Annotated in this window: 27 protein-coding genes; 12 read left to right on the forward strand and 15 right to left on the reverse strand. The window is 66.6% G+C overall.

The features are described from left to right. Positions 1-15: 15 nt before the first annotated feature. From AB3147_RS23640 to AB3147_RS23680, 9 genes are all read left to right on the forward strand, one after another. Positions 16-447, forward strand: coding sequence for a RidA family protein (locus AB3147_RS23640; protein WP_367353135.1), 432 nt, complete (start codon positions 16-18; stop codon positions 445-447). 40 nt (positions 448-487) lie between these two features. After that, positions 488-1,537 (forward strand): LysR substrate-binding domain-containing protein, encoded by a 1,050-nt coding sequence (locus tag AB3147_RS23645; protein ID WP_438861005.1) that lies wholly within the window; start codon positions 488-490, stop codon positions 1,535-1,537. Between the two features lie 746 nt (positions 1,538-2,283). Further along, positions 2,284-2,847 carry a 3-hydroxyanthranilate 3,4-dioxygenase gene (locus AB3147_RS23650; protein ID WP_367353136.1) on the forward strand — a complete coding sequence of 188 codons (564 nt, stop codon included), beginning with the start codon at positions 2,284-2,286 and terminating at the stop codon, positions 2,845-2,847. Between the two features lies 1 nt (position 2,848). Further along, complete coding sequence (locus AB3147_RS23655) at positions 2,849-3,856, forward strand: amidohydrolase family protein (RefSeq protein ID WP_312998418.1); 1,008 nt, start codon at positions 2,849-2,851, stop codon at positions 3,854-3,856. Between the two features lie 127 nt (positions 3,857-3,983). Continuing rightward, entirely contained in the window at positions 3,984-5,159 is a 1,176-nt protein-coding gene (locus AB3147_RS23660) for an ABC transporter substrate-binding protein (RefSeq protein ID WP_367353137.1), read from the forward strand. A gap of 40 nt (positions 5,160-5,199) precedes the next feature. Next, positions 5,200-6,120, forward strand: a complete 921-nt coding sequence (locus tag AB3147_RS23665) for a branched-chain amino acid ABC transporter permease (protein WP_175122582.1) — start codon at positions 5,200-5,202, stop codon at positions 6,118-6,120. A gap of 13 nt (positions 6,121-6,133) precedes the next feature. Then, entirely contained in the window at positions 6,134-7,117 is a 984-nt protein-coding gene (locus AB3147_RS23670; protein WP_367353138.1) for a branched-chain amino acid ABC transporter permease, read from the forward strand. Continuing rightward, positions 7,114-7,881, forward strand: a complete 768-nt coding sequence (locus tag AB3147_RS23675) for an ABC transporter ATP-binding protein (RefSeq protein WP_367353139.1) — start codon at positions 7,114-7,116, stop codon at positions 7,879-7,881. Before AB3147_RS23670 ends, AB3147_RS23675 begins: the two co-directional genes overlap by 4 nt. After that, positions 7,878-8,588: an ABC transporter ATP-binding protein gene (locus AB3147_RS23680; RefSeq protein ID WP_367353140.1), complete on the forward strand. Its 711-nt coding sequence runs from the start codon at positions 7,878-7,880 to the stop codon at positions 8,586-8,588. Before AB3147_RS23675 ends, AB3147_RS23680 begins: the two co-directional genes overlap by 4 nt. A 23-nt stretch (positions 8,589-8,611) precedes the next feature. Here AB3147_RS23680 and AB3147_RS23685 read toward each other — a convergent pair whose 3' ends face one another. The 9 genes from AB3147_RS23685 to AB3147_RS23725 all read right to left on the reverse strand — a co-directional run bounded on the left by AB3147_RS23685 (position 8,612) and on the right by AB3147_RS23725 (position 18,553). Beyond that, positions 8,612-9,667: an Ldh family oxidoreductase gene (locus tag AB3147_RS23685; RefSeq protein WP_367353141.1), complete on the reverse strand. Its 1,056-nt coding sequence runs from the start codon at positions 9,665-9,667 to the stop codon at positions 8,612-8,614. A gap of 9 nt (positions 9,668-9,676) precedes the next feature. After that, on the reverse strand, positions 9,677-11,197 hold the full coding sequence (locus AB3147_RS23690) for a mannitol dehydrogenase family protein (protein ID WP_367353142.1): 1,521 nt from the start codon (positions 11,195-11,197) through the stop codon (positions 9,677-9,679). Between the two features lie 59 nt (positions 11,198-11,256). After that, complete coding sequence (locus AB3147_RS23695; RefSeq protein ID WP_367353143.1) at positions 11,257-12,792, reverse strand: UxaA family hydrolase; 1,536 nt, start codon at positions 12,790-12,792, stop codon at positions 11,257-11,259. Positions 12,793-12,824: 32 nt separating this feature from the next. Further along, positions 12,825-13,691, reverse strand: a complete 867-nt coding sequence (locus AB3147_RS23700; protein WP_218342910.1) for a fumarylacetoacetate hydrolase family protein — start codon at positions 13,689-13,691, stop codon at positions 12,825-12,827. A 31-nt stretch (positions 13,692-13,722) separates the two neighbouring features. After that, positions 13,723-14,469: an SDR family oxidoreductase gene (locus AB3147_RS23705; RefSeq protein ID WP_175122574.1), complete on the reverse strand. Its 747-nt coding sequence runs from the start codon at positions 14,467-14,469 to the stop codon at positions 13,723-13,725. A 12-nt stretch (positions 14,470-14,481) separates the two neighbouring features. Next, complete coding sequence (locus AB3147_RS23710; protein ID WP_175122573.1) at positions 14,482-15,891, reverse strand: TRAP transporter large permease; 1,410 nt, start codon at positions 15,889-15,891, stop codon at positions 14,482-14,484. A gap of 64 nt (positions 15,892-15,955) precedes the next feature. Further along, positions 15,956-16,582: a TRAP transporter small permease gene (locus AB3147_RS23715; protein WP_367353144.1), complete on the reverse strand. Its 627-nt coding sequence runs from the start codon at positions 16,580-16,582 to the stop codon at positions 15,956-15,958. Between the two features lie 143 nt (positions 16,583-16,725). Next, the gene (locus tag AB3147_RS23720) at positions 16,726-17,700 is read right to left on the reverse strand and encodes a sialic acid TRAP transporter substrate-binding protein SiaP (protein WP_175122571.1); all 975 of its coding nucleotides are present in this window, start codon (positions 17,698-17,700) and stop codon (positions 16,726-16,728) included. Positions 17,701-17,839: 139 nt separating this feature from the next. Continuing rightward, positions 17,840-18,553: a FadR/GntR family transcriptional regulator gene (locus AB3147_RS23725; protein WP_175122570.1), complete on the reverse strand. Its 714-nt coding sequence runs from the start codon at positions 18,551-18,553 to the stop codon at positions 17,840-17,842. A gap of 173 nt (positions 18,554-18,726) precedes the next feature. On the opposite strand from AB3147_RS23725, the gene AB3147_RS23730 reads away from it, so the two are divergent. Genes AB3147_RS23730 through pyrF form a run of 3 tightly spaced genes read left to right on the forward strand, consistent with a single transcriptional unit; the run spans position 18,727 to position 21,318 of the window. Next, the gene (locus tag AB3147_RS23730; RefSeq protein WP_056325453.1) at positions 18,727-19,125 is read left to right on the forward strand and encodes a diacylglycerol kinase; all 399 of its coding nucleotides are present in this window, start codon (positions 18,727-18,729) and stop codon (positions 19,123-19,125) included. A gap of 49 nt (positions 19,126-19,174) precedes the next feature. Then, entirely contained in the window at positions 19,175-20,494 is a 1,320-nt protein-coding gene (locus tag AB3147_RS23735) for an NAD(P)/FAD-dependent oxidoreductase (protein WP_175137539.1), read from the forward strand. 5 nt (positions 20,495-20,499) lie between these two features. Next, positions 20,500-21,318, forward strand: coding sequence for an orotidine-5'-phosphate decarboxylase (gene pyrF, locus AB3147_RS23740; RefSeq protein WP_175122568.1), 819 nt, complete (start codon positions 20,500-20,502; stop codon positions 21,316-21,318). A 135-nt stretch (positions 21,319-21,453) separates the two neighbouring features. On the opposite strand, the gene AB3147_RS23745 is transcribed toward pyrF, so the two are convergent. From AB3147_RS23745 to ribBA, 6 genes are all read right to left on the reverse strand, one after another. Beyond that, the gene (locus tag AB3147_RS23745) at positions 21,454-22,020 is read right to left on the reverse strand and encodes a CinA family protein (protein ID WP_175137538.1); all 567 of its coding nucleotides are present in this window, start codon (positions 22,018-22,020) and stop codon (positions 21,454-21,456) included. Continuing rightward, positions 22,017-22,523, reverse strand: coding sequence for a phosphatidylglycerophosphatase A family protein (locus AB3147_RS23750; protein ID WP_056558833.1), 507 nt, complete (start codon positions 22,521-22,523; stop codon positions 22,017-22,019). The genes AB3147_RS23745 and AB3147_RS23750 overlap by 4 nt, the downstream gene beginning before the upstream one ends. A gap of 63 nt (positions 22,524-22,586) precedes the next feature. Continuing rightward, positions 22,587-23,552 carry a thiamine-phosphate kinase gene (thiL, locus tag AB3147_RS23755; protein ID WP_367353145.1) on the reverse strand — a complete coding sequence of 322 codons (966 nt, stop codon included), beginning with the start codon at positions 23,550-23,552 and terminating at the stop codon, positions 22,587-22,589. Positions 23,553-23,755: 203 nt separating this feature from the next. Further along, positions 23,756-24,265, reverse strand: coding sequence for a transcription antitermination factor NusB (gene nusB / locus AB3147_RS23760; protein ID WP_175122565.1), 510 nt, complete (start codon positions 24,263-24,265; stop codon positions 23,756-23,758). Further along, on the reverse strand, positions 24,234-24,764 hold the full coding sequence (gene ribH / locus AB3147_RS23765; protein WP_175122564.1) for a 6,7-dimethyl-8-ribityllumazine synthase: 531 nt from the start codon (positions 24,762-24,764) through the stop codon (positions 24,234-24,236). Before ribH ends, nusB begins: the two co-directional genes overlap by 32 nt. 10 nt (positions 24,765-24,774) lie before the next feature. Then, entirely contained in the window at positions 24,775-25,950 is a 1,176-nt protein-coding gene (gene ribBA / locus AB3147_RS23770; RefSeq protein WP_175137536.1) for a bifunctional 3,4-dihydroxy-2-butanone-4-phosphate synthase/GTP cyclohydrolase II, read from the reverse strand. Between the last annotated feature and the right edge of the window lie 16 nt (positions 25,951-25,966).

The following is a 25,966-nucleotide window of genomic DNA, read 5'->3' on the forward strand; positions in this document are numbered from 1 at the left end:
TCAAAGGACCGCACGATGAACCAGCCCACCCCCACCGCCACCGTCGTCCCCGGCAAGGCCACGCCCCGCGGCAAGTATCCCCACATCAAACGCGCCGGCGACTTCCTGTACGTCTCCGGCACCAGCTCGCGCCTGCCCGACAACCGCATCGCCGGCGCCGAGGTCGACGCCATGGGCACCACCACGCTAGACATCCGCGCACAGACCCGCGCCGTCATCGAGAACATCCGGGACATCCTCGCCACCGCCGGCGCCACGCTTGCCGACGTCGTCGAGATCAGCACTTTCCTCGTCAACATGAACGACTTCGGTGGATACAATCAGACCTACGGCGAGTTCTTCGACGCCGACGGTCCGGCGCGCACCACGGTTGCGGTGCACCAGCTGCCGCACCCGCATTTGCTGATCGAAATAAAAGCCGTCGCCTACAAGCCCGCCGCCCGCTAGCCGATCCCGGCGATCCGGACAACGCACCAAGGGCGGCGGCATGTCGGACTCACCCAGGGAACAGGACCATCGTCCGCGGCCACGCGCCGGGGCGGCCGCACGGATGTCGAACTTCCGCATAACGCCCAACGCGCTGAGCCACAAGCTCAAGCTGCATCAGCTCCAGATCTTCGAACGCGTCCTGGCGCGCCGCTCCCTATCGCGCGCCGCCAGCGAACTGCACCTGACGCAACCCACCGTCACCAAGGCCATCCACGACCTCGAAGCGTTCTTCGGCTCGACGCTCTTCGAACGCTCCAACCGCGGCGTCACCCCCACCGAACTCGCCCTCGTCCTCGGCCGGCGCGTGCACGCCATGATGGCCGAAGTGCGCTACATGGCCGACGACATCGACGCTGTTCTTGGCGGCGCCAGCGGCCACGTCGTCGTCGGCACTTTGATTGCCGCCTCCGCCAAGCTCCTGCCCGAAGCCATCGCCCGCCTCATGACCGAACACCCCGGCATCCAGGTCACCGTCCGCGAAGGCCCCTCCGCGCAATTGCTGCCCGCGCTCGCCACCGGCGACGTCGACATCGTCGTCGGCCGCCTGCCTGGCGCGGACATGGCTTCGATCTCCGGCGTCGCTGTCGATCATCACAAGCTCTACCACGAAGATTTGTGCCTGGTCGTCGGCGCGCGTCATCCGCTGGCTGGCGCATCTGACGTCGACTTGGCCGACCTGATGGATCACATCTGGATTTTGCCCGCGCCGACGTCGCCGCTGCGAGCGTCGATAGAGCGCACGTTCTTCGACGCCGGATTGCGGCTGCCGGCCCGGCATGTCGAGTCGCTGTCGTTGCTGACCAACATCGGCGTGCTGATGCATAGCGACGCGCTGGCGCTTATTCCCTATGACGCTGCAGCGCAGTTTCTTTCGATGGGCATCTTGGCTCGCCTGCCTACCAATGTATTCGGCGCGTTTGGGGACGTTGGATATTCGATCAGAGCCGATCGGCCGTTGACACCGGCTTGTCAGCGGCTGGTGGATTACTTGAAGCAGATTACGGCGCAGCGGCTAGCACCCGCGGAAGATTCGTCGACCGGCGTCTAAGACCGGAGCCGCGCGATGGCTGATGAAGACCCAGCTTCGTAGGCCGGTGTCAGACACCGGGGAGGCGTCGGCCCGGCGCGGTAGGTCAATGCTGGGGTGTCAGACACCTACGTATGCGAGACACCTACGCATCCGTGACACCTACGGATGCAACACCGACGCACTCTTAATCGCAGCCACACGCGAAGCGTCATCACGACGACGCAAGACGCCGCGTAAGCCCCATTAGGCCGCCCGCGCGGCCGACGTGGGGCGGGCACCGCAAGCCGCTCCAAACACGCGCTGACCCGAGCAAGAACCTTAAGAACGCAAGTCGCCCCGCCGACCGCCAAGCTGATTTCACCGCAGCCGGGTGCGGCGTCGGCCTGGGGCGCGCGGGGCGTGTAGATGCGCCCGAGGGAATCGGAAGGCAGTCGCCGCAGGCGACAACGACGATGACGAAGGGGAAGTCCGGAGCGAAGGCTCCGGACCGCAATCGTAGCCCCGCGCGTCCCAGGCCGACGCCGTGCCCGGCGTCTCAAGAACAATCCGCAGGCACCAAGACCGTCCCATTCCTCTCAAGATCAATCCGCTCGCCAGTGAACCGCTTCGCGCTTCGAAGCCGGCCGTCTGCGCTACACGACCGAGGCCACCAGGGAAACCCCGCGATAGATAACCCGCATATCCACCCCCACAATTTCTATTGTGCAGCCCCCCGCTCCCCCGCCTAGACTCTCCCTCATCAAGCGACACCCACGGAGTTCCTCATGCCTGCCTACGGCCCGCCGTTGAATTTCCAGCGCTGGATCCAAGACCACGCCCATCTGCTCAAGCCCCCCGTCGGCAACCAGCAGATCTGGCAAGACAGCGACTTCATCGTCACCGTAGTCGGCGGACCCAACCATCGCACTGACTACCACGACGACCCGCTGGAAGAGTTCTTCTACCAGATACGCGGCAACGCCTGGCTATCCCTGTGGATCGACGGCAAACCCGAACGCGTCGACTTGAAGGAAGGCGACATCTTCCTCTTGCCCCCGCACGTCCGCCACTCCCCCCAACGCCCCGAAACCGACAGCGCCTGTCTCGTCATCGAACGCCAGCGCCCAGAAGGCCTGCTCGACGGATTCGAATGGTACTGCCCGCATTGCCGCCACCTCGTGCATCGCGTCGAAGTCCAGCTCAAGAGCATCGTCACCGACCTGCCCCCGCTCTTCCAGGCCTTCTACCAAAGCCAGGAAAAACGCACCTGCCCCGGCTGCGGCGAAATCCATCCCGGCAAAGGCCAAGCCCCGTCCGCGCAGCACACCCCCGCCCAGGCATCCACCTAAGATGATCCAGAAAATCGACATGCACGCGCACTTCTTCCCGCCGATCACCCGGCAGGAAGCCGCTGCGCTCGACCCCGTCAACGCGCCCTGGCTGCGTCCCGACGGCAACGGTACGACCGGCCAGATCATGGCTGGCGACCGCCCGTTCCGCCCCGTCGACGCCACGCTCTGGGATCCCGCGCTGCGCATCGAACAGATGGACCGTCACGGCGTCGATGTCCAGATCCTGTGCGCCACGCCCATCATGTTCGGCTACACCTACCCCGCGCAGGCTGCCGCCGATTGGGCCGCACGCATGAACGACCTGGCGCTCGAACACTGCGCCCACGCCCCCGCGCGCCTCAAATCCCTGGCCCAAGTTCCCCTGCAGGACCTCGACCTCGCCTGCCGCGAAGCCTCCCGATCACGCGCCGCCGGCCACCTGGGCGTCCAGATCGGCAACCACGTCGGCCCGCGCGACCTCGACGACGACACGCTTGTCCAGTTCCTCGTCCACTGCGCCAACGACGACATCCCCGTCCTCGTGCATCCGTGGGACATGATGACCGACGGCCGCATGAAGAAATGGATGCTGCCGTGGCTTGTCGCCATGCCCGCCGAAACCCAGCTCGGCATTCTGTCGCTGATTCTGTCCGGCGCCTTCGAACGCATTCCCCGCAGCCTCAAGCTGTGCTTCGCCCACGGCGGCGGCAGCTTTGCGTACCTGCTCGGAAGGGTCGACAACGCCTGGCGCCATCGCGACATCGTCCGCGAAGACTGCCCGCATCCGCCATCGTCGTACACCGACCGCTTCTACACCGACAGCGCCGTCTTCGACCCGCGATCGCTACGCCTGCTCATCGACGTCATGGGCGAAGACCGCGTCCTGCTCGGCTCCGACTACCCCTATCCGCTGGGCGAACAGGAAGTCGGCAAGCTCGTCACCCACGCAGACCTGGTGCCCGGCGTGCAGCAGAAGATTCTGTTCCGCAACACGATGACCTTCTTTGGCTTGCAGGCGCAGCAATGAAATAGGGCTGCAATGAGTTAGGGCAGCAATGCAGTAGCGCAGCAGTGAAACCACGCGCCCGCGAATCCACGCACCCGCGCGCCATCACATCCACGACCGTGACACACGGCATAGCAAGGGGAATCACATGAAACGCATCCATACGCTGGCCGCCGCCGCGGTGCTCGGGCTGTCGCTACACGCGGCCGCGCAGGCCGACGTCAAGATCGGCCTGCTGACCACGCTGACCGGTCCCGGCTCCGTGCTCGGCCAAGACCAGCTCGACGGCTTCATGCTCGCCGTCGACCAAGGCGGCGGCAAGCTCGGCGGCGTGGCCGTGCAGGTCATCAAGGAAGACGATCAGTTCAAGCCAGAGGTCGGTGTCCAGGCCGCCCGCAAGCTCGTGCAAAGCGACAAAGTGCCCATCATCACCGGCGTCGTCTACTCCAACGTCATGCTCGCCGTCGTGCGGCCTGTGACCAGCGCCGGCGTCTTCCTCGTGGGCTCCAACGCCGGCCCCACCAATCTTGCCGGCAAGGACTGCTCGCCGTTCTTCTTCTCCACATCCTGGAACAACACCCAGCGCCACGAAGGCAGCGGCGAAATGGCCAACCAGATGGGGTTCAAGAAGGTCTATCTGCTGGCCCCCAACTACCAGGCCGGCAAGGACGCCATGGCCGGCTTCAAGCGCTTCTACAAAGGCAACGTCGTCAACGAAGTCTTCACGCAGGTCAACCAGCCCGACTACTCCGTCGAACTGGCCGCGCTGGCCGACGCCAAGCCCGACGCCGCATACGTCTTCTTTCCTGGCGGCATGGGCGTGAACTTCATCAAGCAGTACCGCCAGGCCGGACTCTTCGGCAAGATCCCCCTGCTGTCGGTAGACACCATCGACGGCGCCACACTGCCCGCGCTGCAAAAGGACGCGTTGGGCGCCGTCACCAACGTGCCGTATTCGCCCGACCTGGACAACGCCGCCAACAAGGCCTTTGCAGCAGCCTTCCGCCAGAAATACGGCCGCGAGCCGTCCAGCTACGCCGCGCAATCCTATGACGCCGCCCAGTTGATCGGCTCAGCCCTCAAGAAGACCGGCGGCAAGACCGACGACAAGGACGCGTTGCGCAAGGCGCTGGAGGCCGCCGACTTCCAATCCGTGCGCGGCGAATTCCGCTATCAGCCCAACCACTTCCCCGTGGCCGGTTTCTTCCGTGCCGACGTGGCCGAGAACGCCGACGGCAAGGTCGCGTTCGTCAACAAGGGCCCCATCTTCCCCGACCTGTCCAAGGTCTCTGATCAGTACGCCGCCCAATGCGTCATGAAGTGAAGCGGGCGGCCCCGAGGGCCGTCAGCAAAGGGGTGTAGCCATGTCCACGACGCTGCTGCTGGTGCAGGCCTTGAACGGCCTGCAACTCGGCATCCTGCTGTTCCTGCTGGCCGCCGGCTTGACGCTGGTGTTCGGCATCATGAATTTCATCAACCTGGCGCACGGGTCGCTGTACATGATGGGCGCGTTCATCGCGGCCACCGTGTTCCGGCATACCGGCTCGTTCCTGCTGGCCGCCGCCGCGGTCGTCGCGGGCATGGCGCTGCTTGGGCTGCTGCTGGACCGGATCGCGCTGGCGCGGCTGTATCCGCGCGATCACCTGGACCAGGTGCTGGCCACGTTCGGCTTCATCCTGTTCTTCAATGAACTGACCCGCATCCTGTGGGGACCCGCGCCGATCAGCATGGGGCTGCCGTCCTGGCTGTCCGGCACCATCGACATCCTGGGCGTCACGTATCCGCTGTACCGGTTTCTCATCATCGTGGTCGGGCTGCTGGTTGCGGCGGGGTGTTACCTGCTGATCCATCGCACGCGGCTCGGCATGCTGATCCGCGCCGGGTCCACGGACCGCATGATGGTCGGCGCACTGGGCGTGAACATCGCGCGCCTGAACACGCTGCTGTTCGTGCTGGGCGCGGTGCTGGCGGGCCTGGCCGGACTGATGGCTGGTCCCATTCTGTCGGCGCAGACGGGCATGGGCGAACCCATTCTGATCCTGACACTGGTCGTCATCGTGATCGGCGGCATCGGCTCGGTGCGCGGCGCGTTCCTGGCCGCGCTGATGGTCGGGCTGATCGACACGCTGGGCCGCGCGCTGCTGCCGACCCTGCTGCGCGCCGCCCTGCCCCCCGCTGCAGCCAATGCCGCAGGCCCGGCCATCGCGTCGATGCTGATCTACATCGTCATGGCGCTGGTGCTGGCGATGCGGCCGCAGGGCCTGTTTCCCGTCAGGCACGGATAAGGACGGCGACGCCATGTTCACGTTATCTCCCCGCACGCTGGCCGCCGCCGCGCTGCTGCTGTTGTTCGCCCTGGTGCCGCTTTACGCGCAGTGGCAGGGCGAGCCGTTTTTGCTGGCCCTGTTCGGCCGCGTGCTTGTATATGGCATTGCGGCGCTGGCGCTCAATCTGCTGTTGGGCTACGGCGGCATGGTGAGCTTCGGCCATGCGCTGTATGTGGGCCTTGGGGCATACTCCGTCGGCGTGCTGTCGCACTACGGCATCGAAAGCGGCTGGTGGCATCTTGCTGGCGCCATCGGCGCGTGCGCGGTCGTCGGGATCGTCAGCGGGTATGTGGTCATGCGCACCAACGGCATCGCGTTCATCATGATCACGCTCGCCTTCGCGCAGATGTTCTACTTTCTGGCGACGGGCCTGGAAGGCTTCGGCGGAGACGACGGCATGTCGCTCTTTGCCGGCAGCGACTTCGGCCTGTTCCGGCTGGACACGCCGCTCGCGCTGTATTGCACGGCCTTCGGCGTGCTGCTGCTGGTGCTGTGGCTGATGCACCGGCTGATCCACGCGCCGTTCGGCATGGCCCTGCGCGGCTGCCAGGCCAACGAGCGCCGCATGCGCGCGCTGGGCTTTCCCACGCTGCGTTACCGGCTTGCCGCCTATGTGATATCCGCCGTCATCTGCGGCGTCGCGGGCGTGTTGTTGGCGAACCTGACCATGTACGTTTCGCCGTCATATCTGGCGTGGACGACCTCCGGCGAACTGATCGTGATGGTGGCGCTAGGCGGCATCGGCACGCTGTTCGGCCCGGTGGCGGGCGCGCTGGCGTTCCTGCTGCTGGAGGAAGGATTAAAGCTCATCACCGAGCACTGGATGCTGGTCATGGGCCTGTTGATCGTCGGCGTGGTGCTTGCCTCGCGGCGCGGTGTCTACGGCAGCCTGTCGGCCGCGCCGTGGCGTCTGCCCAGCAAGACGGCGCCCCACCCCACCGGAGAGCCGCAATGAGCGCCCTGCGCATCGAGAACCTGGAAAAGCGCTACGGCGGGCTGACGGTCACCGACAAGCTGTCGCTGGACGTGGCCAGCGGCGAGCTGCACGCCGTGATCGGCCCCAACGGCGCCGGCAAGACCACGCTGATCGGGCAACTGAGCGGCGAGCTTCGGCCCGACGCCGGACGCGTGCTGCTCGACGGCAAGGATGTCACGCGCATGCCGGTGGAAAAGCGCGTGCGACACGGCCTGGCGCGTTCGTATCAGATCACCTCGGTCTTCAAACCGTTCACCGCGCTGGAGAACGTGGCGATGGCGGAGCAGGCGCGGCGCGGCCATAGCTTCCGGTTCTGGCGGCCCGTGCTGTCAACACCGGCATTGACCGAACCCGCCCGCGAGGCGCTGGCCCTGGCCGGCCTGTCGGCGCGCGAAGGCACGCCCGCCAGCGAGCTGGCGCACGGCGAATTGCGCCAGCTTGAACTGGCCATGGTGCTGGCGTGCCAACCGTCGCTACTGCTGCTGGACGAGCCCATGGCGGGCATGAGCCAGCACGAATCCGAGGCCATGACGCGACTGCTGCTGTCGCTACGCGGCCGCTACACGATATTGCTGGTGGAACACGACATGCAGGCCGTCTTCGCCCTGTCCGACCGCATCACCGTGCTGGTGTACGGCCGCGCGCTCGCGTGCGGCACCGCCGACCAGATCCGCGACGATCCGCAGGTTCGCGAATGCTATCTGGGCAGCGAGCGCGGCCGCACCCGGGAGGCGCGCGCATGACCGCCCTGCTCTCGCTACGCGGCGTCACCGCGCATTACGGCGCCAGCCAGGCGCTCTTCGGCATCGACCTGGACATCGCGCCCGGCGAATTTGTGACCCTGCTGGGACGCAACGGCATGGGCAAGTCCACCACCGTCAAGGCGGTGATGGGCCTGAATTCCGCCTCGCGCGGCGCCATCACTTTCGATGGCGTGGACATCGGGCGGCTGCCTCCCTACAAGGTGGCGCAGCGCGGCATCGGGCTGGTGCCCGAAGGCCGTCATGTCTTTCCCAACCTGTCGGTGCGCGAGAACCTGGTGGCCACCGCGCACAACCGGCAAGGCGCGGCGCAGCCCTGGACGCTGGAACGGGTGTACGCGCTGTTCCCGCGCCTGTCTGAACGCGCCAAACACCTGGGCAGCCACCTGTCGGGCGGCGAACAGCAGATGCTGGCCATCGGCCGCGCATTGCTGACCAATCCCCGGCTGCTGATTCTGGATGAAGCGACCGAAGGGCTTGCGCCCGTCGTTCGCGAAGAAATCTGGGCCGCGCTGGACACGCTGAAGCAGACCGGTCTGGCCGTGCTGTGCATCGACAAGAACCTGGAGCCGCTGCTGGCCACCGCCGACCGCCACGCCATCGTGGAAAAGGGGCGCGTTGCGTGGACGGGTACGTCGCAGGAATTCCTGGACGACGAAGCGCGGCTGCTGCAGTACCTGGGGGTGTAGGAACAGGGCCGCGCGTTACGCCACTACGCCTGGCGCGTCGCCGGCAGCGCGACGCCCAGTCGGCTGCTCCAGGCCTGCATCTCGTCCCACAGCGCGGGCGGCACGGGCAGACCTAGCTGTTGCCGTTGCCGCTCATGCTCGGCCTCCGGATCACCGGGCATGCGGGGCGCGCCGGGCGCCTTCGACAGCTCGACCGCCATCCCCGCCACCACCGCGGCCAGCGCCGCGCCCCCGGCAAAGCGCGCCGGATCAATGACGATGAAGAACGCGCCCAGTTCGCGCGGCTGGTCCAGCGCCTCGTACATCGACGAGATGTGCGGGCCGAACGGATTGCCGTTGAGCGGTCCGCACAGCAGCTCGACCATCATCGCAAGGCCATAGCCCTTGTAGCCGTACTCCTCGCCGCCCAGCGGTCGCAGCGCGCGTGCGGCCTGCGCGTCGGTGCAGTCCGCGCCGTTCTCGTCCAGCGCCACACCCGCCGGCAACGCGACACCGTCGCGCCGGGCATTCATGACGCGGTTCCACGGAATGGCGGTCGTGGCCATGTCCAGGCATAGCGGCGCGCCGTCCGCGCGCGGAAAGGCCAGCGAGATGGGATTGGTGCCGAAGAAGGCTGCACGCCCGCCATAGGGCGCGGCGATGGAATCCGAGTGCGTGAAGGCAATGCCGATCAAGCCCTGCCGGGCCGCCGCACGGCTGTACAGCCCGATCGCCCCGCAGTGCGAGGAATCGCTGACGCCGACCGCCGCCACGCCGGTCTCACGAACCATCTCGATGGCCAACGCATTGGCCCGATGCGCCACCACGATGCCCTGCCCCCGGCCGCCATGCACCTGCGCCGTGCCCGGCCCGGTGCGTTCGATGCGGACGTCGGGCCGCGCCAGGATCGAGCCGTGCGCCACGCGATTCAGGTAATGCGGCAGCCGCGCGATGCCATGCGAATCGATGCCCCACAGACTGGTCTGCGCCAGACTGTGCGCCAGGCACCGTGCGTCGTCGGCGGAAAAGTCCTGCGCCAGCAGGCACGCCTCGGCCCAGCGTTCCCAATCATCGGCGGTCACGCGGCTGTCGGCGTCCATGCGGGTCTCCTAAGTGGCTGCCTTCACGGCGTGGAGGACGCCGTGTTCGCGCAGCGCTTCAAGATGCTTGGTCAGGCACTCAACGAACACGGCCGAATCGCCCAGGTCGCCGAACACGGGTTTGAAGCGCGCCAGCACCGTCGCGCGCCGCTGCGCCGCCTGCGACGGCTTGGCGGCGTGCGCGGCCACCTCGGCGCGCGACAGCAGGCGGTCCAGCCGTGCCGCGATCGGATCCTGAATGGCGTAAACGCCGCCCTGCTCGTCTTCGCCGCGCAGGTAGTTCAGCCACGCGGCCACCGCCAGGCACAGGCGATCGATGCCGTGGCCGGCGCGCAGTCGGTCGCGGATCGTGTCCAGCAGGCGTTGGGGCAGCTTTTGCGATCCGTCCATGACGATCTGCGCCAGCGGATGCGGCAGCGCCGGATTGGAAATCCGGTTCAGGAAGCGCAGACGGTACTCGACCAGCCCCGCATCGGGAATGCCGCGCAGGGTGGGCGCGATCTCCTCGCGCATCATGGCCTCGATGAACGCGCGCAGCGCCGGGGTGTTGGCGGCGTCGGCCATGGTGTGCAGGCCCAACGTCGCGCCCAGGTAGGCCAGCGCCGAATGCGGCCCGCTGACCATGCGCAGCTTCAGCCGTTCATAGGGCGCCGCGTTGCTCACGAAGGTCGCGCCGCCCTGGGCGTCCCACGCCGGACGGCCGGCGGCGAACTTGTCTTCGATGACCCAGTTCAGGTAGGGCTCGCCCAGCACGGGCCAGGCGTCCTCGACGCCCAGGCGGCCGGCGATCCGCTGGCGGTCCTGGTCTTCGGTGGCCGGCACGATGCGGTCGACCATGGAATTCGGGAACGTGCAATTGCGGTCGATCCAGTCGGCCAGCGTCACGTCCACCCGCAGCGCAAACGCCAGCACCAGGCTGCGCAGCGTATCGCCGTTGCCGCGCAGGTTGTCGCATGACATCAGCGTTATCGGCGGCAGGCCGCGTTCGCGGCGCAAGGCCAAGCCGTGCACCAGAATGCCGATGGTGCTGCGGGGCCGGATGGGGTCTTCCAGGTCGTGCAGGATGTCGGGATCGTCCCAGCGCAGGTGGCCGGTGGCGGGTTCGTGGCTGTAGCCCTTTTCCGTCACGGTCAGGCTGACGATGCGGGTCTGCGGGTAAGCGATGCGTTCGAGGACCGCGTTGGGGTCTTCGTCGGCCACCATCACGCGCAGCACGGACCCCACAATGCGCAGGTGTTCCCGGTCCTGCCCGTCCGGGCCGGCGTCGCGCACGGCAAGGGTATACAGGCCGTCCTGCGGCGTCAGCGCATCGCGCGTGGCGGAATGGCGCAGGGACACGCCCAGGATGCCCCAGCTCAGGTCGCCGCTGGCCTGCATGGCCTGGTCCGTGACCACCGCCTGATGCGCCCGGTGAAAGGCGCCCAGTCCCAGATGGACGATGCCCGGCGTCAGCCGGCTGCGGTCGTAGCTGGGCTTTTCCACGTCGGCGGGCAGACGCGGCAATGACTCGGAATTCAGACGTTCAAGCATGGGTGCGCAATGTCTAAAAGGGGCGACGCCAGGGTATAGCACGCCCCGAGCCGTCTTCGCTACATCACCGCGCCAAGTTGCCACGGAACGAATTCGTTTTGCCCGTAGCCATGCGTCTCGCTGCGGGTGCGACGGCCCGACGCCGTCTGCAGCATGAGCTGAAAAATTCGCTCGCCCATCTGCGCCACGCTTTGCGCGCCGTCGACCACTTCGCCGCAATTGATGTCGATGTCGTCGGCCTGGCGTTGCCACAGCGCCGTGTTGGTGGACAGCTTGAGCGATGGTGCGGGCGCGCAGCCATAGGCGGACCCGCGGCCGGTCGTAAAGCAGATCAGGTTGGCGCCCCCGGCCACCTGACCGGTGGCGGAGACCGGGTCGTAGCCCGGCGTGTCCATGAAGACCAGCCCGCGTGTGTGCACGGGCTCGGCGTATTCATAGACGTCAGTGAGGTTGGTCGTGCCGCTCTTGGCGATGGCGCCCAGCGATTTCTCCAGGATGGTGGTCAGGCCGCCCGCCTTGTTGCCGGCCGAGGGGTTGTTGTCCATCTCGGCGTCATTGCGGGCGCAGTAGTCTTCCCACCAGCGCACGCGCGCCAGCAGCTTGTCCGCCACGGCGGGGGTCTGCGCCCGGCGCGTCAACAGGTGTTCGCCACCGTAGATCTCGGGCGTCTCGGACAGGATCGCCGTGCCGCCGTGGCGCACCAGCAGGTCCACCGCCGCACCCAGCGCCGGGTTGGCGCTGATGCCCGAATAGCCGTCCGACCCGCCGCATTGCAGGCCCACGGTCAAATGGCTGGCGGGCACGGCCTGGCGCTCGACACGGTTGGCCTGTTCCAGCATGCGTTCGACCAGTTCGATCCCGCGCGCCACCGTCTTGCGCGTGCCGCCCGTGTCCTGGATGTTGAACGTGTGCAGCATGCCGCTTTCGCGCAGGTGTTCCTGTTCCATCAGCCCGCCGATCTGGTTGGTCTCGCAGCCCAGCCCCACGACCATCAGCCCGCCAAAGTTGGCATGCCGCGCATAGCCGCCCAGCGTGCGCCGCAGCACGCGCAGCGGTTCGCCGTCGCTGCCGGTGGCACAGCCCGCGCCGTGCGTCAGCGCCACGACGCCGTCCACGTTCGGACAGGCGGCCAACGCCTCGGGCCGGATGTCGCGGCGGAAGTGGTCGGCGATGGCGCGGGCCACCGTGGCCGAACAGTTCACGCTGGTCAGGATGCCGATGTAGTTGCGGGTGGCGATGCGGCCGTCCGCGCGCACGATGCCGTCAAACATGGCCGGCGCGTCCACAAAGTCCGTCGGATGCGCATCCTGCCCGACCGCGTAGTCACGCTCGAAATCCGAGAACTCCAGGTTCTGCGTGTGGACGTGCTGGCCGGGCGCGATGTCCTGCCGCGCCACGCCGATGATCTGGTTGTAGCGGCGGACCGGCTCGCCGGCCGCGATGGCGCGCACCGCCATCTTGTGGCCGGGCGGCACCAGCCCCACGACCGTCACGCCCTCGCCTTCCAGCCGCGTGCCGCTGACTAGCTGGCGCCGGGCGATCACCACGTTGTCCGCCGGGTGGATGCGTATGACTGCGGTATCGGTCTGCGACATGAGGACTCCGGAAGGCAAGAGGGCGAAGCGGATCAGCCGTCGATCAGCGCGGGATCCCAGGCGTGGACGCGCTGGCGCTGTTCACCCAGGCCGGCGATGCCCAGTTTCATCTCGTCGCCCGCCTTCAGGTAGACGGGCGCGGGCTTCTGGCCCATACCCACGCCGGGCGGCGTGCCGGTGCTGATGAGGTCTCCGGGATACAGCGTCATGAAGCGGCTGACGTACGACACCAGTTGCGCGACGCCGAACACCATGGTCCGGGTACTGCCGTTCTGGTAGCGCTTGCCGTTGACCTCCAGCCACATCTCCAGGTCCTGCGGATTCGGGATTTCATCGGCCGTCGCCAACCACGGGCCGATGGGGCCGAACGTGTCGCAGCCCTTGCCCTTGTCCCAGGTGCCGCCGCGTTCGATCTGGTATTCGCGCTCGGACACGTCGTTGACCACGCAGTAGCCGGCCACGTGCTTCATGGCGTCGGCCTCGCTGACATAGCGGGCCTTCTCGCCGATCACCACGCCCAGCTCGACCTCCCAGTCGGTCTTGACCGAATCCTGCGGCAGCACGACCGCATCGTTGCAGCCCACCACGGCCGACGTCGTCTTCATGAAGATGACGGGCTCAGCCGGCACCGGCAGTCCGGACTCGGCGGCGTGGTCCGCGTAGTTCAGGCCGATGCAGATGAACTTGCCCATGCCGCTCCACGGCGGCGCCACGCGGCCCGGTTGCGACACCAGCGGCAGCGATGCCGGATCCAGCGCGCGCAGTTCCGCCAGCTTGGCGGGCACGAGCGTCTGGGCGGTGATGTCGGCAATGACGGACGACAGGTCGCGGACCTGGCCCTGGGCGTCGATCAGCGCGGGCTTTTCTGCGCCCTTGGCGCCATATCGCATCAGTTTCATAGCGGTTTCCTTGTTGCTGGAAAAAGAGAAGTCAGTTGGACCAGCCGCCGTCGATCACTTGCGCGGTGCCGGTGGTGAAGGCGGATTCGTCGCTGGCAAGATACACCGCCAGCGCGGCGATCTCTTCGGCACGGCCGATGCGGCCCATCGGCTGGCGCGCGGTGAAGGCGGCCTCGACCGCCGCGACAGGCTGGCCGCTGGCCAGCGCCTGCGCGTCGATGCGTTGGCGCAAGGACGGCGACTCGACCGTGCCCGGGCAGATCGCGTTGCAGCGGATGCCTTGGCCCACGTAGTCGGCGGCGACCGCCTTGGTCAGGCCGATGACGGCTGCCTTGGTGGCGCCGTAGGCGCAGCGGTTGGGCGCGCCCTTGATGCTGCCGGCCACCGACGCCATGTTGACGATGGACCCCGAGCCACGCGCCAGCATCGCCGGCAGGCAGGCGCGGATCAGCAGATACATCGAGCGCACATTCAGGTTGAACGAAAAATCCCAGGCATCTTCGTCGCAGTCCAGAATGGTGCCGGCGTGCACGAAGCCAGCGCCGTTGAACAGCACATCGACCGCCCCCGCGTCCTGCGCCAGCGCGCGCACCGCGCGCGCATCGGTCACGTCCAGCACCTGCGTGCGGCAGCCGGACAGGGTTTCCAGCGCGGCCCCGTTCAGGTCCACGGCCAGCACGTCGGCGCCCTCATTCGCGTAGGCCATTGCCACGGCGCGGCCAATACCCTGCCCGGCGGCGGTGACGATGGCGGTCTTGCCTTGCAGTCTTCCTGACATGTTCGCGGTTCCTTATTTGCCGGCCATGCCCATCGCGGTGGGCAGCCACAGGGTGATCTGGGGGACGTAGGTGATGGCGATCAGGGCCACGAACAGCGGCACCAGCCACGGCAGGATGGCCATCGTGGTGCGCTCGACCGACAGCTTGGCCACCCGCGCCAGCACGAACAGCACCATGCCCATGGGCGGATGCAGCAGGCCGATCATCAGGTTCAGCGTCATGATGAGCCCGAAGTGGATCGGATCGATGCCCAGTTTCAGCACGATGGGCAGCAGGATCGGCACCAGGATGGTGATGGCCGCAATGGTGTCGATGAAGCACCCGACGATCAGGATCAGGATGTTCGCCATCAGCAGGAACACCCACTTGTTCTGCGTCACGCTCAGGATCGCGTCCGTCAACGCCTGCGCGGCCTGCGTCGTGGTCAGCAGCCATGCAAACACCGACGCCGCCGTCACGATGAACAGAACGGACGCCGTGGTCTCGATGGTGTCGAACGAAGCCTTGGCCAGCGTCTTGAACGTCATGGAGCGATAGCGCACCAGCCCCAGGAACAGCGCCCAGATCACGGCGGCCACCGCGGCTTCCGTGGGCGTGAACCAGCCCAGCGTCATGCCGCCGATCAGAATCACCGGCGCCATCAGCGCCATGACCGCCGAGAAGTTGAACTTCCAGTCCAGCAGCAGCAGGGCTGCGAACGAGATGCCGGTGGCGATGTTGGGCGACACGCCCGCCAGCGTCATCAGCCAGATCGACAGCGGAAACGCCAGCACGATCAGCACTTCCAGCCCCGCGCCGCCCAGCCGCTTCCAGTTGAACGCCACGTCGCCGCCCCAGTTGTTGCGGCGCGCGTAGTAGGCGACGGTGAGCATCATCAGGATGGTCAGCACCAGGCCGGGAATCAGGCCTGCCAGAAACAGCGACCCGATCGACACGTTGGCCATCATGCCGTAGATGACGAACGGCAGCGACGGCGGAATGATGGGACCCAGCGTGGCCGACGCGGCCGTCACCCCGACCGCGAATTCGGTCTGGTAGCCGTGGTCCTTCATGGCCTTGATCTCGATGGTGCCCAGGCCGGCAGCGTCGGCGATGGCGGTGCCCGACATGCCCGCAAACACCACCGAGCCGATGATGTTCACCTGCCCCAGCCCGCCACGCATCCAGCCCACCAGCGCCACCGCGAAGTTGTAGATGCGGCCCGTGATGCCGGCGATGTTCATCAGGTTGCCGGCCAGGATGAAGAACGGCACGGCCAGCAGCGGAAACGACTCGACGCCCGCGATCATGCGTTGGGCAATGACGACGTCCGGCACGCTGCCGGAGATCAGGATGAACAGCAGGGACGCGCCTGCCATGGACACCGCCACCGGCAGTCCCATGATCATCAACAGCAGAAAGCTTCCTATCAGGGTGCCCATGTATCGCTCCTGGCAAGGCACTGCGGATTGGGGGAGGTTCTGTCCAGCGATTCAGTGCAGCAATTCAATCCAACGACTCATAGGCCGCGGGATTCTCCAGGATCGAATAGCCCTGCCGCCAGTTCTGCCAAGACACCTGCAACGATCGCAGGAACATCATGGCGAACCCGGCCAGCGCCACCCAGTACACGAAGGCCTTGTTCCAGAACAGCGTGGTCATGGGCTCGTCGCCCACCAGCACGATGTAGCGGTACGTCAGCCACACCGCATAGCCGAAAAAGGCCGTGCGCAGGATGTCGATCAGCGTGGACAGCACGCGGCCGGCGGTCTTGGGCAGGTAGCGGTAAAGAAAGTCCACCTGGATGTGGCGGCACGCGCGCACGCACATCGCCGATCCCAGGAACACCACGCCGATCAGGCAGTACACCGCCAGCTCCTCGGTCCAGGCGTACGAATCGTTCAGCACGTAGCGCGAAAAGAACTGCAGGAAGACCAAAAGCGCCATCGCCCAGAACATCGCCAGACAGATCCAGTCTTCCGGCTGGTAGCCGGCCAGGCTGACGTCGTGATGATCGGCTTCCTCGAAACTCTGGACGATCTCGTCCACCGAGGAGACGTGATGCGGGCCGCGCGGCTGTTCCGGCGGATGGCTGACGGCCGCCATCGGCGCGGCCTTCGCGTTGGAGTGCATGGAATTCCCCTCGTGCGGGATCGGTCAAGCTGTCGCGTCAGGCGATTGCCGGAAGCGATGCGGTCAGGCGATGCGGTCAGGCGATGCATTCAGGCGCTGCATTCAGGCGCAGCGGGCCGCGGCAACGGCCCGCCCGCCTTGGTTCACTTCACCGCCTGGATTTTTTCCCAGTCCGACTTCTCGTAGCCGTATTGCTTGAACGGCACCTTCTCCAGCACGGTATTGCGGAAGTCGTCGATATTGACCTCGGCCACCGTCAGGCCACGCTGCTTGAACACGTCGACCATCTTTTTCTCGGACGCCGCCACCTCGGCCGACGCCTTTTCCGCGGCCTGCTGCGCGACTTCCGCAAAGATCTTTTTGTCCTCGTCCGACAGGCTCTTCCAGAGCTTGCCGGAGATGACCGTGTTCAGGTGATCGACGATGTGGCCCGTGAGGATGATGTTCTTCTGCACCTCGTAGAACTTCTTGGCCTCGATCGTGGTCAGGGGATTTTCCTGCGCCTCGACCGTGCCGTTCTGCAGGGCCAGGTAAACCTCGGCAAACGCAATGGGCGCGGTGTTGGCGCCACAGGCACGCGGCATGGCCAGGTACGCGGCCACGTCCGGCACGCGGATCTTCAGGCCCTTCATCTCGCTGCACTTGGTGAACGGCTTGTTGGACGTCGTCTGGCGCGTGCCGTAATACGTGGTCGCGACGATGTGGTTGCCGCTCTTTTCGTCGTAGCCGCGCGTGAGCTCTTTGTAGATGTCGCTCTTGGTGTAGGCGATCAGGTGCTCGGGGCTGCGGAACGTGTAGGGATAGTAGGTGACGCCGATACGCGGAAAACTCTTGGCCGCGAAGCTGGACCCGGAAATGATCATGTCCACCGTGCCGAGCGTCAGGCCCTGGTTGATGTCGTTTTCCTTGCCCAGTTGCGAGGCCGGATAGACATCGATGTGATAGCGGCCGTTGGTGCGCTTCTCGATTTCCTGGGCGGCCCACACCGACGAGGTATGGAACGGTTCGGAAGTCTCGTACACGTGCGCCCACTTCAGTTTGGTCTGCGCCAGTGCAGAGCCGCTGACGGCTAGCGCGACGGCGGCAAACAGCACTTTGATAGCGTTGCTCGGCTTCATGTTGTCTCCTCTCTTTGAGGTGGCGGGCTCGACGGCCACGCGTCATGTTTTACATATGGAGTTCACCTACTGGAGCTGCACCTTCGTACTGCGACTGCGATCTGCCATCGGCGCCCATAAAGGGCGCCGGCAGCCATTGCTATTCAGCGCGCAACGCTTCGGCCGCGCCGGGCCAGCTGGCCATCAGGCGGTCGTACGAGCAGGAAAGATGGTCACGCATGGCGGCCCGCGCGCCCTGTTCGTCACCGGCCGCAATGGCGTCGATGACGCGGCGGTGTTCGGTGATGGCGACGGCCCAGCTGTCGGAATTCTCGAAGTAATCGCCCAGCTTCACGGAAAGCGGGTTGTGGCGTTCGTCGAAGAGTTCGCCCACGACGCGCACCAGCACGGCGTTGTTGGCCATTTCGGCCACGCGCAGGTGAAACAGCCGGTCGCCGCGGATGGGCACGCTACCAGCCCGTGCCTCGTCTTCCATGGCGTCGACGGCTTCGCGCAGGCCCTCCACCAGCGCGGGCACCGGATTCAGTGCGGCCTGCGCGGCCAGTTCGCTTTCGATGGTGCGGCGGGCGCGGATGGTTTCAAGGGGGCTTTCGGCGGTGAGGCTGGCGCGCGGTGCGACGCCCGGGCTTTGCACGTACACGCCCGAACCCATGCGCACTTCCACCCAGCCTTCGACCTCAAGCGCGATCAGCGCCTCGCGCACCGACGGCCGCGACACGCCCAGCTTCAGCGCCAGGTCGCGCTCGGGCGGCAGCCGCGCACCGGCCGGAAACTCGCCGGCCTCGATCAGCAGGCGAAGCTGATCGGCGATCTGGCGATACAGGCGGCGAGGTTCGATGGTCTGAATCGGCATGAGGAAGACAGCTCGATGACAGGACGAAACGGTAAAGTGGCCTTACCAATTGACCAGAATCCTGCGCCTGCTGCCGTTGGGTCACAATTAGGGTTTGCCCATAGGCACGCGGTGTGCCACGCGGGCAACCCTTATCTGTTAAAAAGCCGCCACCACGGCTTTCTTCCGATTCCATGACCCACGATCCGCAACACTCGCCCTTCAAGAGCACCGGCGGCGCGCGCCGCATCCTCAATGCGCTGCGCTATTCCTGGCAGGGCCTGAAGGCGGCCGTCAAATACGAGGCGGCCTTCCGGCAGGAACTGGCCCTGGCCGTGCTGATGATTCCGGCGGCGTTCTTTCTGGGCCGCACCACGGTCGAAGTGTTCTTCCTGGTGGGCGTGGTGGTCATGGTGCTGGCGGCGGAACTGCTCAATTCCGCCATCGAAGCGCTTGCCGATGCGCTGTCCGTCGAACGCCATCCCCTGTTGGGGCGGGCCAAGGACCTGGGCAGTGCGGCGGTGATGCTGCTGCTTATATTTGCCGGAACGGTCTGGGTGGGGGTGGCCATCAGCCGTTTCGTCATGCATTGACACGGGTTCGCACCGCGACGGGGATGCGACTCTATTTATACTGGGAGCCATGATGCCTCAATCGACGTCAGCACCCTCCAAGCGCATCGTCATCGTCGGCGGTGGCGCAGGCGGCCTCGAACTGGCCGCCAAACTGGGCCGTACACACGGCCGCGAACACATCACCCTGGTCGACAGCCGCCCCTTCCATATCTGGAAGCCTTCGCTGCATGAAGCGGCGGCGGGCACGCTGGACATCCACCAGGAAGGCCTTTCGTACCTGATGCTGGCTCACCTGGACGGCTTCTCGTTCACCCAGGGCCGCCTTGAAAGCATCGACCGCGAACGCCGGTTGATCACGGTGGACGCCGTCAACGACGCGCAAGGCCAGGAAGTCCTGCCGCGCCGCGAACTGGCGTACGACACGCTGGTGCTGGCGCTGGGCAGCACGTCCAACTTCTTCAACACGCCCGGCGCGGCTGAACATGCGGTCACGCTGGACACGACCGAAAACGCCGAGCAATTCCGCCTGACCATGCTCAAGGCCATGGCGCTGGTGGACCAGGCCAAGGTGCGCAATCCGTCCGCGCGCCTGGACCTGGTGATCGTCGGCGGCGGCGCCACCGGCGTGGAACTGGCGGTGGAACTGACCGAAGCCAGCCACGTCGTCAGCGCCTATGGCCTGCCGAACTTCCGCGCGGATCGCGATCTGGCGATCACGCTGGTCGAAGGCGCGCCGCGCATCCTGTCCGCGCTGCCCGAAAAGATTTCGGTCGCGGCGACCAAACGCCTGACCGAACTGGGCATCCGCGTCGAGACCTCCTGCCGTGTGTCCGAGGTAACGGACAACACCGTGCGCACGGCCGACGGCCGCGAATTTCCGGCGCAGTTGTGCATGTGGGCCGCGGGCATCAAGGGTCCGGCGCTCTTGGCCGACCTGGGACTGCCGCTGAACAAGCTGGGGCAGATCGAAGTCAACGAGCGGCTCGAAACGCCCGACCCGCACATCGTGGCGCTGGGCGATTGCTGCGCGGCGCCGTGGCGCGACGGCCGCACCGTGCCGGCCCGCGCGCAGGCCGCGCACCAGCAGGCCGACTACCTGGCCAAGAAACTGACGGCGCGGCTGCGCAACAATCCCGAGCCCACCGAGCCTTACGTCTACCAGGATCACGGGTCGCTGGTGTCGCTGGGCCAGGACGCCGGCGTGGGCAGCCTGATGGGCAAGCTGGCCGGACGGGGACTGTTCGTAAGCGGTACACTGGCGCGCCTGATGTACATGAGCCTGCACCTGATGCACCACCGCGCGGTGCTGGGCGCCTCGCGTACCGTCTCCCTCGCCCTGGCCCGCCTGCTGATGCGGCGTACGCGCCCGCGGGTCAAACTGCACTGAATCCCATGAATTTCCTGCAAAAACTCGAACACGCCTGGACCACCAGCAACTCGCTCCTGCAAGTCGGGCTGGATCCCGACCCGCAGCGCTTTCCGCGCGAATTGCAGGACAAGCCGGACGCCATCTTCCAGTTCTGCCGCGACATCGTCGACGCCACCGCGCCGTATGCCTGCAGCTTCAAGCCGCAGATCGCGTACTTTGCCGCGCACCGCGCGGAAGATCAGCTCGAAGCGCTGTGCCAGCACATCCGCGACAAGCACCCCGACCTGCCCATCGTGCTGGACGCCAAGCGCGGCGACATCGGCTCCACCGCGGAAAACTACGCCCGCGAAGCCTACGAGCGATACCAGGCGCACGCGCTGACCGTCAGCCCGTACATGGGCCTGGACTCGGTGGAACCCTACCTGGCGTGGCGCGATCGCGGTGTGATCGTGCTGTGCCGCACGTCCAATCCCGGCGGCTCGGACCTGCAATTCCTGAAGATGGACAATGGCGAGCCGCTGTACCTGCACGTGGCGGGGCTGGTGGCCGACAAATGGAATGCCAACGGCCAATGCGGCCTGGTGGTGGGTGCGACGTTCCCGAATGAACTGGCCGCCGTGCGTCAGCGCATCGGCGACGCCCTGCCCCTGCTGGTGCCGGGCATCGGCGCACAGGGCGGTGACATCACCGCCACGGTGAACGCCGGCGCCAACGCGGCGCGCAACGGCATGATGATCAACTCGTCGCGCGCCATCATCTACGCCAGCGGCGGCGACGACTGGCGCGAGGCCTCCGCTGAAGCCGCCAAGGGCCTGCGCGACGCGATCAACGCGGTCCGCTGATTCGTCAGAAGCGGCAAAAGCCGCTGCACGGTGCGTAAGCGCACGGTGCAGCGGCTTTTTTCATTTCAGCGCCGGAAATTTCTGCGCTGGCTTTTTAGCGCCAGGATTCTGCGCCGGTAAAACCGGCGCGGGATTTCAGCGCCGGTTGATCGGCACGCCGGCAAATTCCAGCACCGCCCGCAGCGCGAACTCCACCGCCGCCTGGCGCACCTGCCCCCGGTCGCCCTGGAACACATGCGTCACCGCGCGGCTGCTGATGCCGTCGCCCACCCGCATGGCAAAGCCGAAGCACACCATGCCCACCGGTTTGCCCGGCGTCGCGCCGCCCGGACCGGCGATGCCGGTGGTCGACATGGCGACGTGCGCATTGGGCACGGCCAGCAGCACGCCGTTGGCCATTTCCAGCGCGATGGGTTCGCTGACCGCGCCAAAGTGATGCAGCGTTTCAGGCGACACCTCCAGTTCGGTAACCTTGGCGTCATTGCTGTAAGTGACGAAGCCGCGCTCGAACCATTCGCTGGAACCGGCCACCGCGGTAATAGCGCCGGCCAACAGGCCGCCGGTGCAGGATTCGGCGGTGCCCAGCATCCACCCCTGCTGCCGCAGCACGTCGCCCAATCGTTCGGACAGGCCGAGTATCGTCGCTTCCGACAACTGCGCGGCCGACAGATTGGTCCGCGCGCCTTCAAGCTGATCGTTCATCCCAAGACTCCTGTGCGGGCCACCAGCGCCATCACCAGCAAGGCGTAGCCGGCAGCCACGATATCGTCCCACATGACTCCAAAGCCGCCCTTGATATGGGCGTCGAAGAACTTGATGGGTGGCGGCTTGACGATGTCGAACGTGCGGAACAGCACGAACGCCAGCGCCTGCGACAACCAACCGGCCGGCGTCAGCCACAGCACCAGCCAGAACGCCACCATCTCATCCCAGACCATTCCGACATGATCCGGCTGCTGGAGTTCTCGGCCGACGCGATGGCAGGCCCAGCATCCGTACAGAAATGCCAGGGCCAGGAACACGCCGATGGCCAGGTCCGACGCCGCAGGCGCCGCCGCCACCCAGATGCCCCAAGCAAGCAGCGTGCCCCACGTCCCGGAGGCAGGTCGGATCAGTCCGCTGCCAAAGCCGAACGCGATCAGCCGGCCGGGATCACGGCAGACCCAGGACACGGCCGGGTACGCGGCCCGGCTGCGATCGCGCATGGAGGTGGAGTGCTTATCAGTGGAAGACATGGGAGTTGGGTCAGAACGACAGGAGGCCGCGGATCAGTCCGCGGGAAAGTGATCGAAGCCGGCGGGCAGGTCCGCCAGCGGCTGCCCTTGCGCATCAAGGACGGCCACGCCGGGCTGCGGCAGGATCTCGCCCACGCGGGTCACGCGGGCGCCGGCAGACGCGGCGGCCGCCAGCACGGCTTCGCGCCGGGCTGACGGCGCGGTGAAACACAGATGATAGACATCGCCGCCGCCCAGCAGGGCTCGGCGCAGCGGCGCGGCATCCAGACCGGTCAGCGCGGGCGCCATCGGCAGGTCCGCAAACCGCAGGCAGGCACCCGCGCGGCTGGCGGCCAGAATGTGGCCCAAATCCTGCACCAGCCCGTCGGACAGGTCGATGGCTGCATTCGCGATGCCGCGCAGCGCAAGGCCCAGCGCCACTTGCGGCTCGGGCCACTCCAGCGCGGCGCGCGTGGCGGCCAGGAGACTGGCATCGGCCGGGTACTGCCCATCCAGAAGCCGGTAGGCCACGTCGGCCGCGCCCAGTTCCCCAGACACCCAGATGTCGTCGCCCGCCTGCGCCCCGTCGCGACGCAGCGCCTGTCCGACCGGCACCGAGCCGAACACCGTCACGCTGATCGCCAGATCGTGCGCGCTGCGCGTGGTGTCGCCGCCAATCAGCGGGCAGCCATGGGCCGCCGCCAACGCATGAAAGCCCTCGGCAAACGCCGCCAGCCACGGCTCACGCAAATGGGGCAACGCCAGACCCAGCACGCAGCCGATCGGACGAGCGCCCATGGCGGCGAGATCAGACAGATTCACCGCCAGAGCCTTATGGCCCAGCGCTTTGGGATCAACATCAGGAAAGAAATGCCGGCCTTCCAGCAGCAGATCCGTGCTGGTGGCCACCTGTTCACCGGGAGGGACAGGAAACAACGCGCAGTCGTCGCCAACGCCCAGCAAACCGACCGGCGCGGCACGCGTGAAGTAGCGCGCAATCAGATCAAATTCAGACGCCACCGCGCCTCCACTATGCGGCGCCCGATGGTCGCCATTGTCTGCATGGCCGCCGTGCGGCCCAGATCGGGGCCGCGCGGATCCGGGCTCCGCCGGTCCGCAGCGGCGCCCCCTTGAGGGGGGCCCGCCGAGGGGGAAGCGCGAAGCGCTGCGGGGGTGGGCCCTCCTTGGAAGCGCGAAGCGCTGCGGGGGGGACTCCGCCCCCCCTATCGGCGTTGTTGCGCCGCGGCCTGGACTTCGTGCGCGCGAACGTCGGCGGCCAGCTTGTCGAGCACGCCGTTGACGAACTTGAAGCCGTCGGTGCCGCCAAACGACTTGGCCAGTTCCACGGCCTCGTTGATGGCGACCTTGTACGGGACTTCGACGTGATGGATCAGTTCGAAGCTGCCGATCAGCAGGATGCCATGCTCAACGGGCGACAACTCGGCCAGCGGGCGGTCGACGTAGGGCGTGAAGCGTTCGCGCAGGGTGGGCGCCTCGCGCAGCACGCCGTGCAGCAAGGTCTTGAACCACTGCGCGTCGGCCTCGGAGAAGTCCTCGGTGTCGCGCAGATGGGCGTCGATCTCGCCGGCGTCCTGCGTGCCTTCGCCGCCGCGCAGCAGCCACGCGTACACGCCCTGCAGCGCGAATTCGCGCGCACGGCGGCGCGCGCTGCGCGCGTTGGCGCGGGCCTGCGCCGCGCTATCAGCGCTGGTCGTCGTCTTCTTCGTCGTCAAAATCTTCGTCCTCGTCGTCTTCGTCTTCGTCTTCTTCCTCGGGTTCCAGTGCTGCCACCAGATTGGCCATTTCGACGGCCACCTGGGCGCAGTCGCGGCCCTTGCCGGCCGCGCGGGCCTGCGCCTGCTCGTCGGTGTCGACGGTCAGCACGCCGTTCGCGACGGGGACGCCGGTTTCGAGGGAGATACGGGTGATTGCCGTGGCCATTTCATTGCTGACCACTTCAAAGTGATAGGTTTCGCCGCGGATGACCGCGCCCAGCGCGATCAGGGCGTCGAACTCGAACGTTTCGGCCATGTGGGACAGGGCCACGCCCAGTTCCAGGGCGCCGGGCACGGTGGCGACCATGACGTCGCGCTCGTCCACGCCCAGTTCGGCCAGTTCCTTCAGGCACGCTTCGAGTTCGGCCTGGCCGATTTCTTCATTGAAGCGGGCGCGTACGATGCCGATGTGCAGCCCTTCGCCGTTCAGGTCGGGGGTAAGGATGTAAGGGTTCATGTGTCGGCCTTCAGTGTGTTGCGGGAGTGTTCTGCGGGTCGCAATCGTAACCCGTAATGGTGAGCGAGAAGCCCGCCATGCTGGGCATCTTGCGCGGCCGGGCGAGGAGCCTCATTTGCCCCACGTTCAGGTCGCGCAGAATCTGGGCGCCGATCCCGTAGGTGCGCAGACCGAAGCGGTCGGCGTTCGCAGGATTGGCCTGCGCCTTCGGGTCGTTCCAACCTGCAATCTGGCCAAACAGATGTTCCGTGGAAGACTGGCAGTTCATCAGCACCAGCACGCCGGCCGGGGCGGCGGCGATGGCCTCGAGCGCCTGGGCCACGCCCCAGCTATGCGGGCTGGCGCCGGTATCCAGCACATCCAGCACGGACGCGGGCTCGTGCACGCGCACCAGCGTCTCGGCGTCGGGAGTCACATTACCATGCACCAACGCCAAATGGGCGGAGCCGGTGGCGGCGTCTTCGTAGGCCACGGCCTCGAACGTGCCCCAGGCCGTCTGCATGGTGCGCTTGCCCACGCGCTTGACGATGGACTCGTGCTCGCTGCGGTACTGGATCAGGTCGGCGATGGTGCCGATCTTCAGGTCATGCTGGCGGGCGAATTCCACCAGGTCCGGCAGGCGGGCCATCGTGCCATCGGGTTTGAGGATTTCGCAGATGACGGCGGCGGGCGTCAGGCCCGCCATGGCGGTCAGGTCGCAGCCGGCCTCGGTGTGGCCGGCGCGCACCAGCACGCCGCCGGGCACGGCGCGCACCGGGAAGATGTGGCCGGGCTGGACCAGATCAGCAGGCTTGGCGTCGCGCGCCACGGCCACCTGGATGGTGCGGGCGCGGTCGGCGGCCGAAATGCCGGTCTCGACGCCTTCGGCGGCTTCGATGGACTGCGTGAAATTGGTGCCGTAACGGGTGCCGTTGCGAGCGGCCATCATCGGCAGCTCAAGCTGGCGGCAGCGTTCTTCGGTCAGCGTCAGGCACACCAGGCCGCGGCCGTGGGTAACCATGAAGTTGATGGCTTCGGGCGTGACGAATTCGGCGGCCATGACGAGGTCGCCCTCGTTTTCGCGGTCTTCTTCATCAACCAGAATGACGATGCGGCCGGCGCGCAGCTCGGCGATGATCTCGGCAACCGAAGCGATGCCGAAGGATTCCGGCTCGGAGCCGGACAAGGAGGACAACTGGACGGACATGGCGTGACACGTAAAC

Source organism: Achromobacter animicus (genome assembly GCF_040775605.1).
GTDB lineage: Bacteria > Pseudomonadota > Gammaproteobacteria > Burkholderiales > Burkholderiaceae_B > Achromobacter > Achromobacter animicus.

Coding starts and splice junctions, on each gene's coding strand:
- AB3147_RS23640 (WP_367353135.1), top strand. CDS start 16: ATGAACCAGCCCACCCCCACCGCCACCGTCGTCCCCGGCAAGGCCACG.
- AB3147_RS23645 (WP_438861005.1), top strand. CDS start 488: ATGTCGGACTCACCCAGGGAACAGGACCATCGTCCGCGGCCACGCGCC.
- AB3147_RS23650 (WP_367353136.1), top strand. CDS start 2,284: ATGCCTGCCTACGGCCCGCCGTTGAATTTCCAGCGCTGGATCCAAGAC.
- AB3147_RS23655 (WP_312998418.1), top strand. CDS start 2,849: ATGATCCAGAAAATCGACATGCACGCGCACTTCTTCCCGCCGATCACC.
- AB3147_RS23660 (WP_367353137.1), top strand. CDS start 3,984: ATGAAACGCATCCATACGCTGGCCGCCGCCGCGGTGCTCGGGCTGTCG.
- AB3147_RS23665 (WP_175122582.1), top strand. CDS start 5,200: ATGTCCACGACGCTGCTGCTGGTGCAGGCCTTGAACGGCCTGCAACTC.
- AB3147_RS23670 (WP_367353138.1), top strand. CDS start 6,134: ATGTTCACGTTATCTCCCCGCACGCTGGCCGCCGCCGCGCTGCTGCTG.
- AB3147_RS23675 (WP_367353139.1), top strand. CDS start 7,114: ATGAGCGCCCTGCGCATCGAGAACCTGGAAAAGCGCTACGGCGGGCTG.
- AB3147_RS23680 (WP_367353140.1), top strand. CDS start 7,878: ATGACCGCCCTGCTCTCGCTACGCGGCGTCACCGCGCATTACGGCGCC.
- AB3147_RS23685 (WP_367353141.1), bottom strand. CDS start 9,667: ATGGACGCCGACAGCCGCGTGACCGCCGATGATTGGGAACGCTGGGCC.
- AB3147_RS23690 (WP_367353142.1), bottom strand. CDS start 11,197: ATGCTTGAACGTCTGAATTCCGAGTCATTGCCGCGTCTGCCCGCCGAC.
- AB3147_RS23695 (WP_367353143.1), bottom strand. CDS start 12,792: ATGTCGCAGACCGATACCGCAGTCATACGCATCCACCCGGCGGACAAC.
- AB3147_RS23700 (WP_218342910.1), bottom strand. CDS start 13,691: ATGAAACTGATGCGATATGGCGCCAAGGGCGCAGAAAAGCCCGCGCTG.
- AB3147_RS23705 (WP_175122574.1), bottom strand. CDS start 14,469: ATGTCAGGAAGACTGCAAGGCAAGACCGCCATCGTCACCGCCGCCGGG.
- AB3147_RS23710 (WP_175122573.1), bottom strand. CDS start 15,891: ATGGGCACCCTGATAGGAAGCTTTCTGCTGTTGATGATCATGGGACTG.
- AB3147_RS23715 (WP_367353144.1), bottom strand. CDS start 16,582: ATGCACTCCAACGCGAAGGCCGCGCCGATGGCGGCCGTCAGCCATCCG.
- AB3147_RS23720 (WP_175122571.1), bottom strand. CDS start 17,700: ATGAAGCCGAGCAACGCTATCAAAGTGCTGTTTGCCGCCGTCGCGCTA.
- AB3147_RS23725 (WP_175122570.1), bottom strand. CDS start 18,553: ATGCCGATTCAGACCATCGAACCTCGCCGCCTGTATCGCCAGATCGCC.
- AB3147_RS23730 (WP_056325453.1), top strand. CDS start 18,727: ATGACCCACGATCCGCAACACTCGCCCTTCAAGAGCACCGGCGGCGCG.
- AB3147_RS23735 (WP_175137539.1), top strand. CDS start 19,175: ATGATGCCTCAATCGACGTCAGCACCCTCCAAGCGCATCGTCATCGTC.
- pyrF (WP_175122568.1), top strand. CDS start 20,500: ATGAATTTCCTGCAAAAACTCGAACACGCCTGGACCACCAGCAACTCG.
- AB3147_RS23745 (WP_175137538.1), bottom strand. CDS start 22,020: ATGAACGATCAGCTTGAAGGCGCGCGGACCAATCTGTCGGCCGCGCAG.
- AB3147_RS23750 (WP_056558833.1), bottom strand. CDS start 22,523: ATGCGCGATCGCAGCCGGGCCGCGTACCCGGCCGTGTCCTGGGTCTGC.
- ribH (WP_175122564.1), bottom strand. CDS start 24,764: ATGAACCCTTACATCCTTACCCCCGACCTGAACGGCGAAGGGCTGCAC.
- ribBA (WP_175137536.1), bottom strand. CDS start 25,950: ATGTCCGTCCAGTTGTCCTCCTTGTCCGGCTCCGAGCCGGAATCCTTC.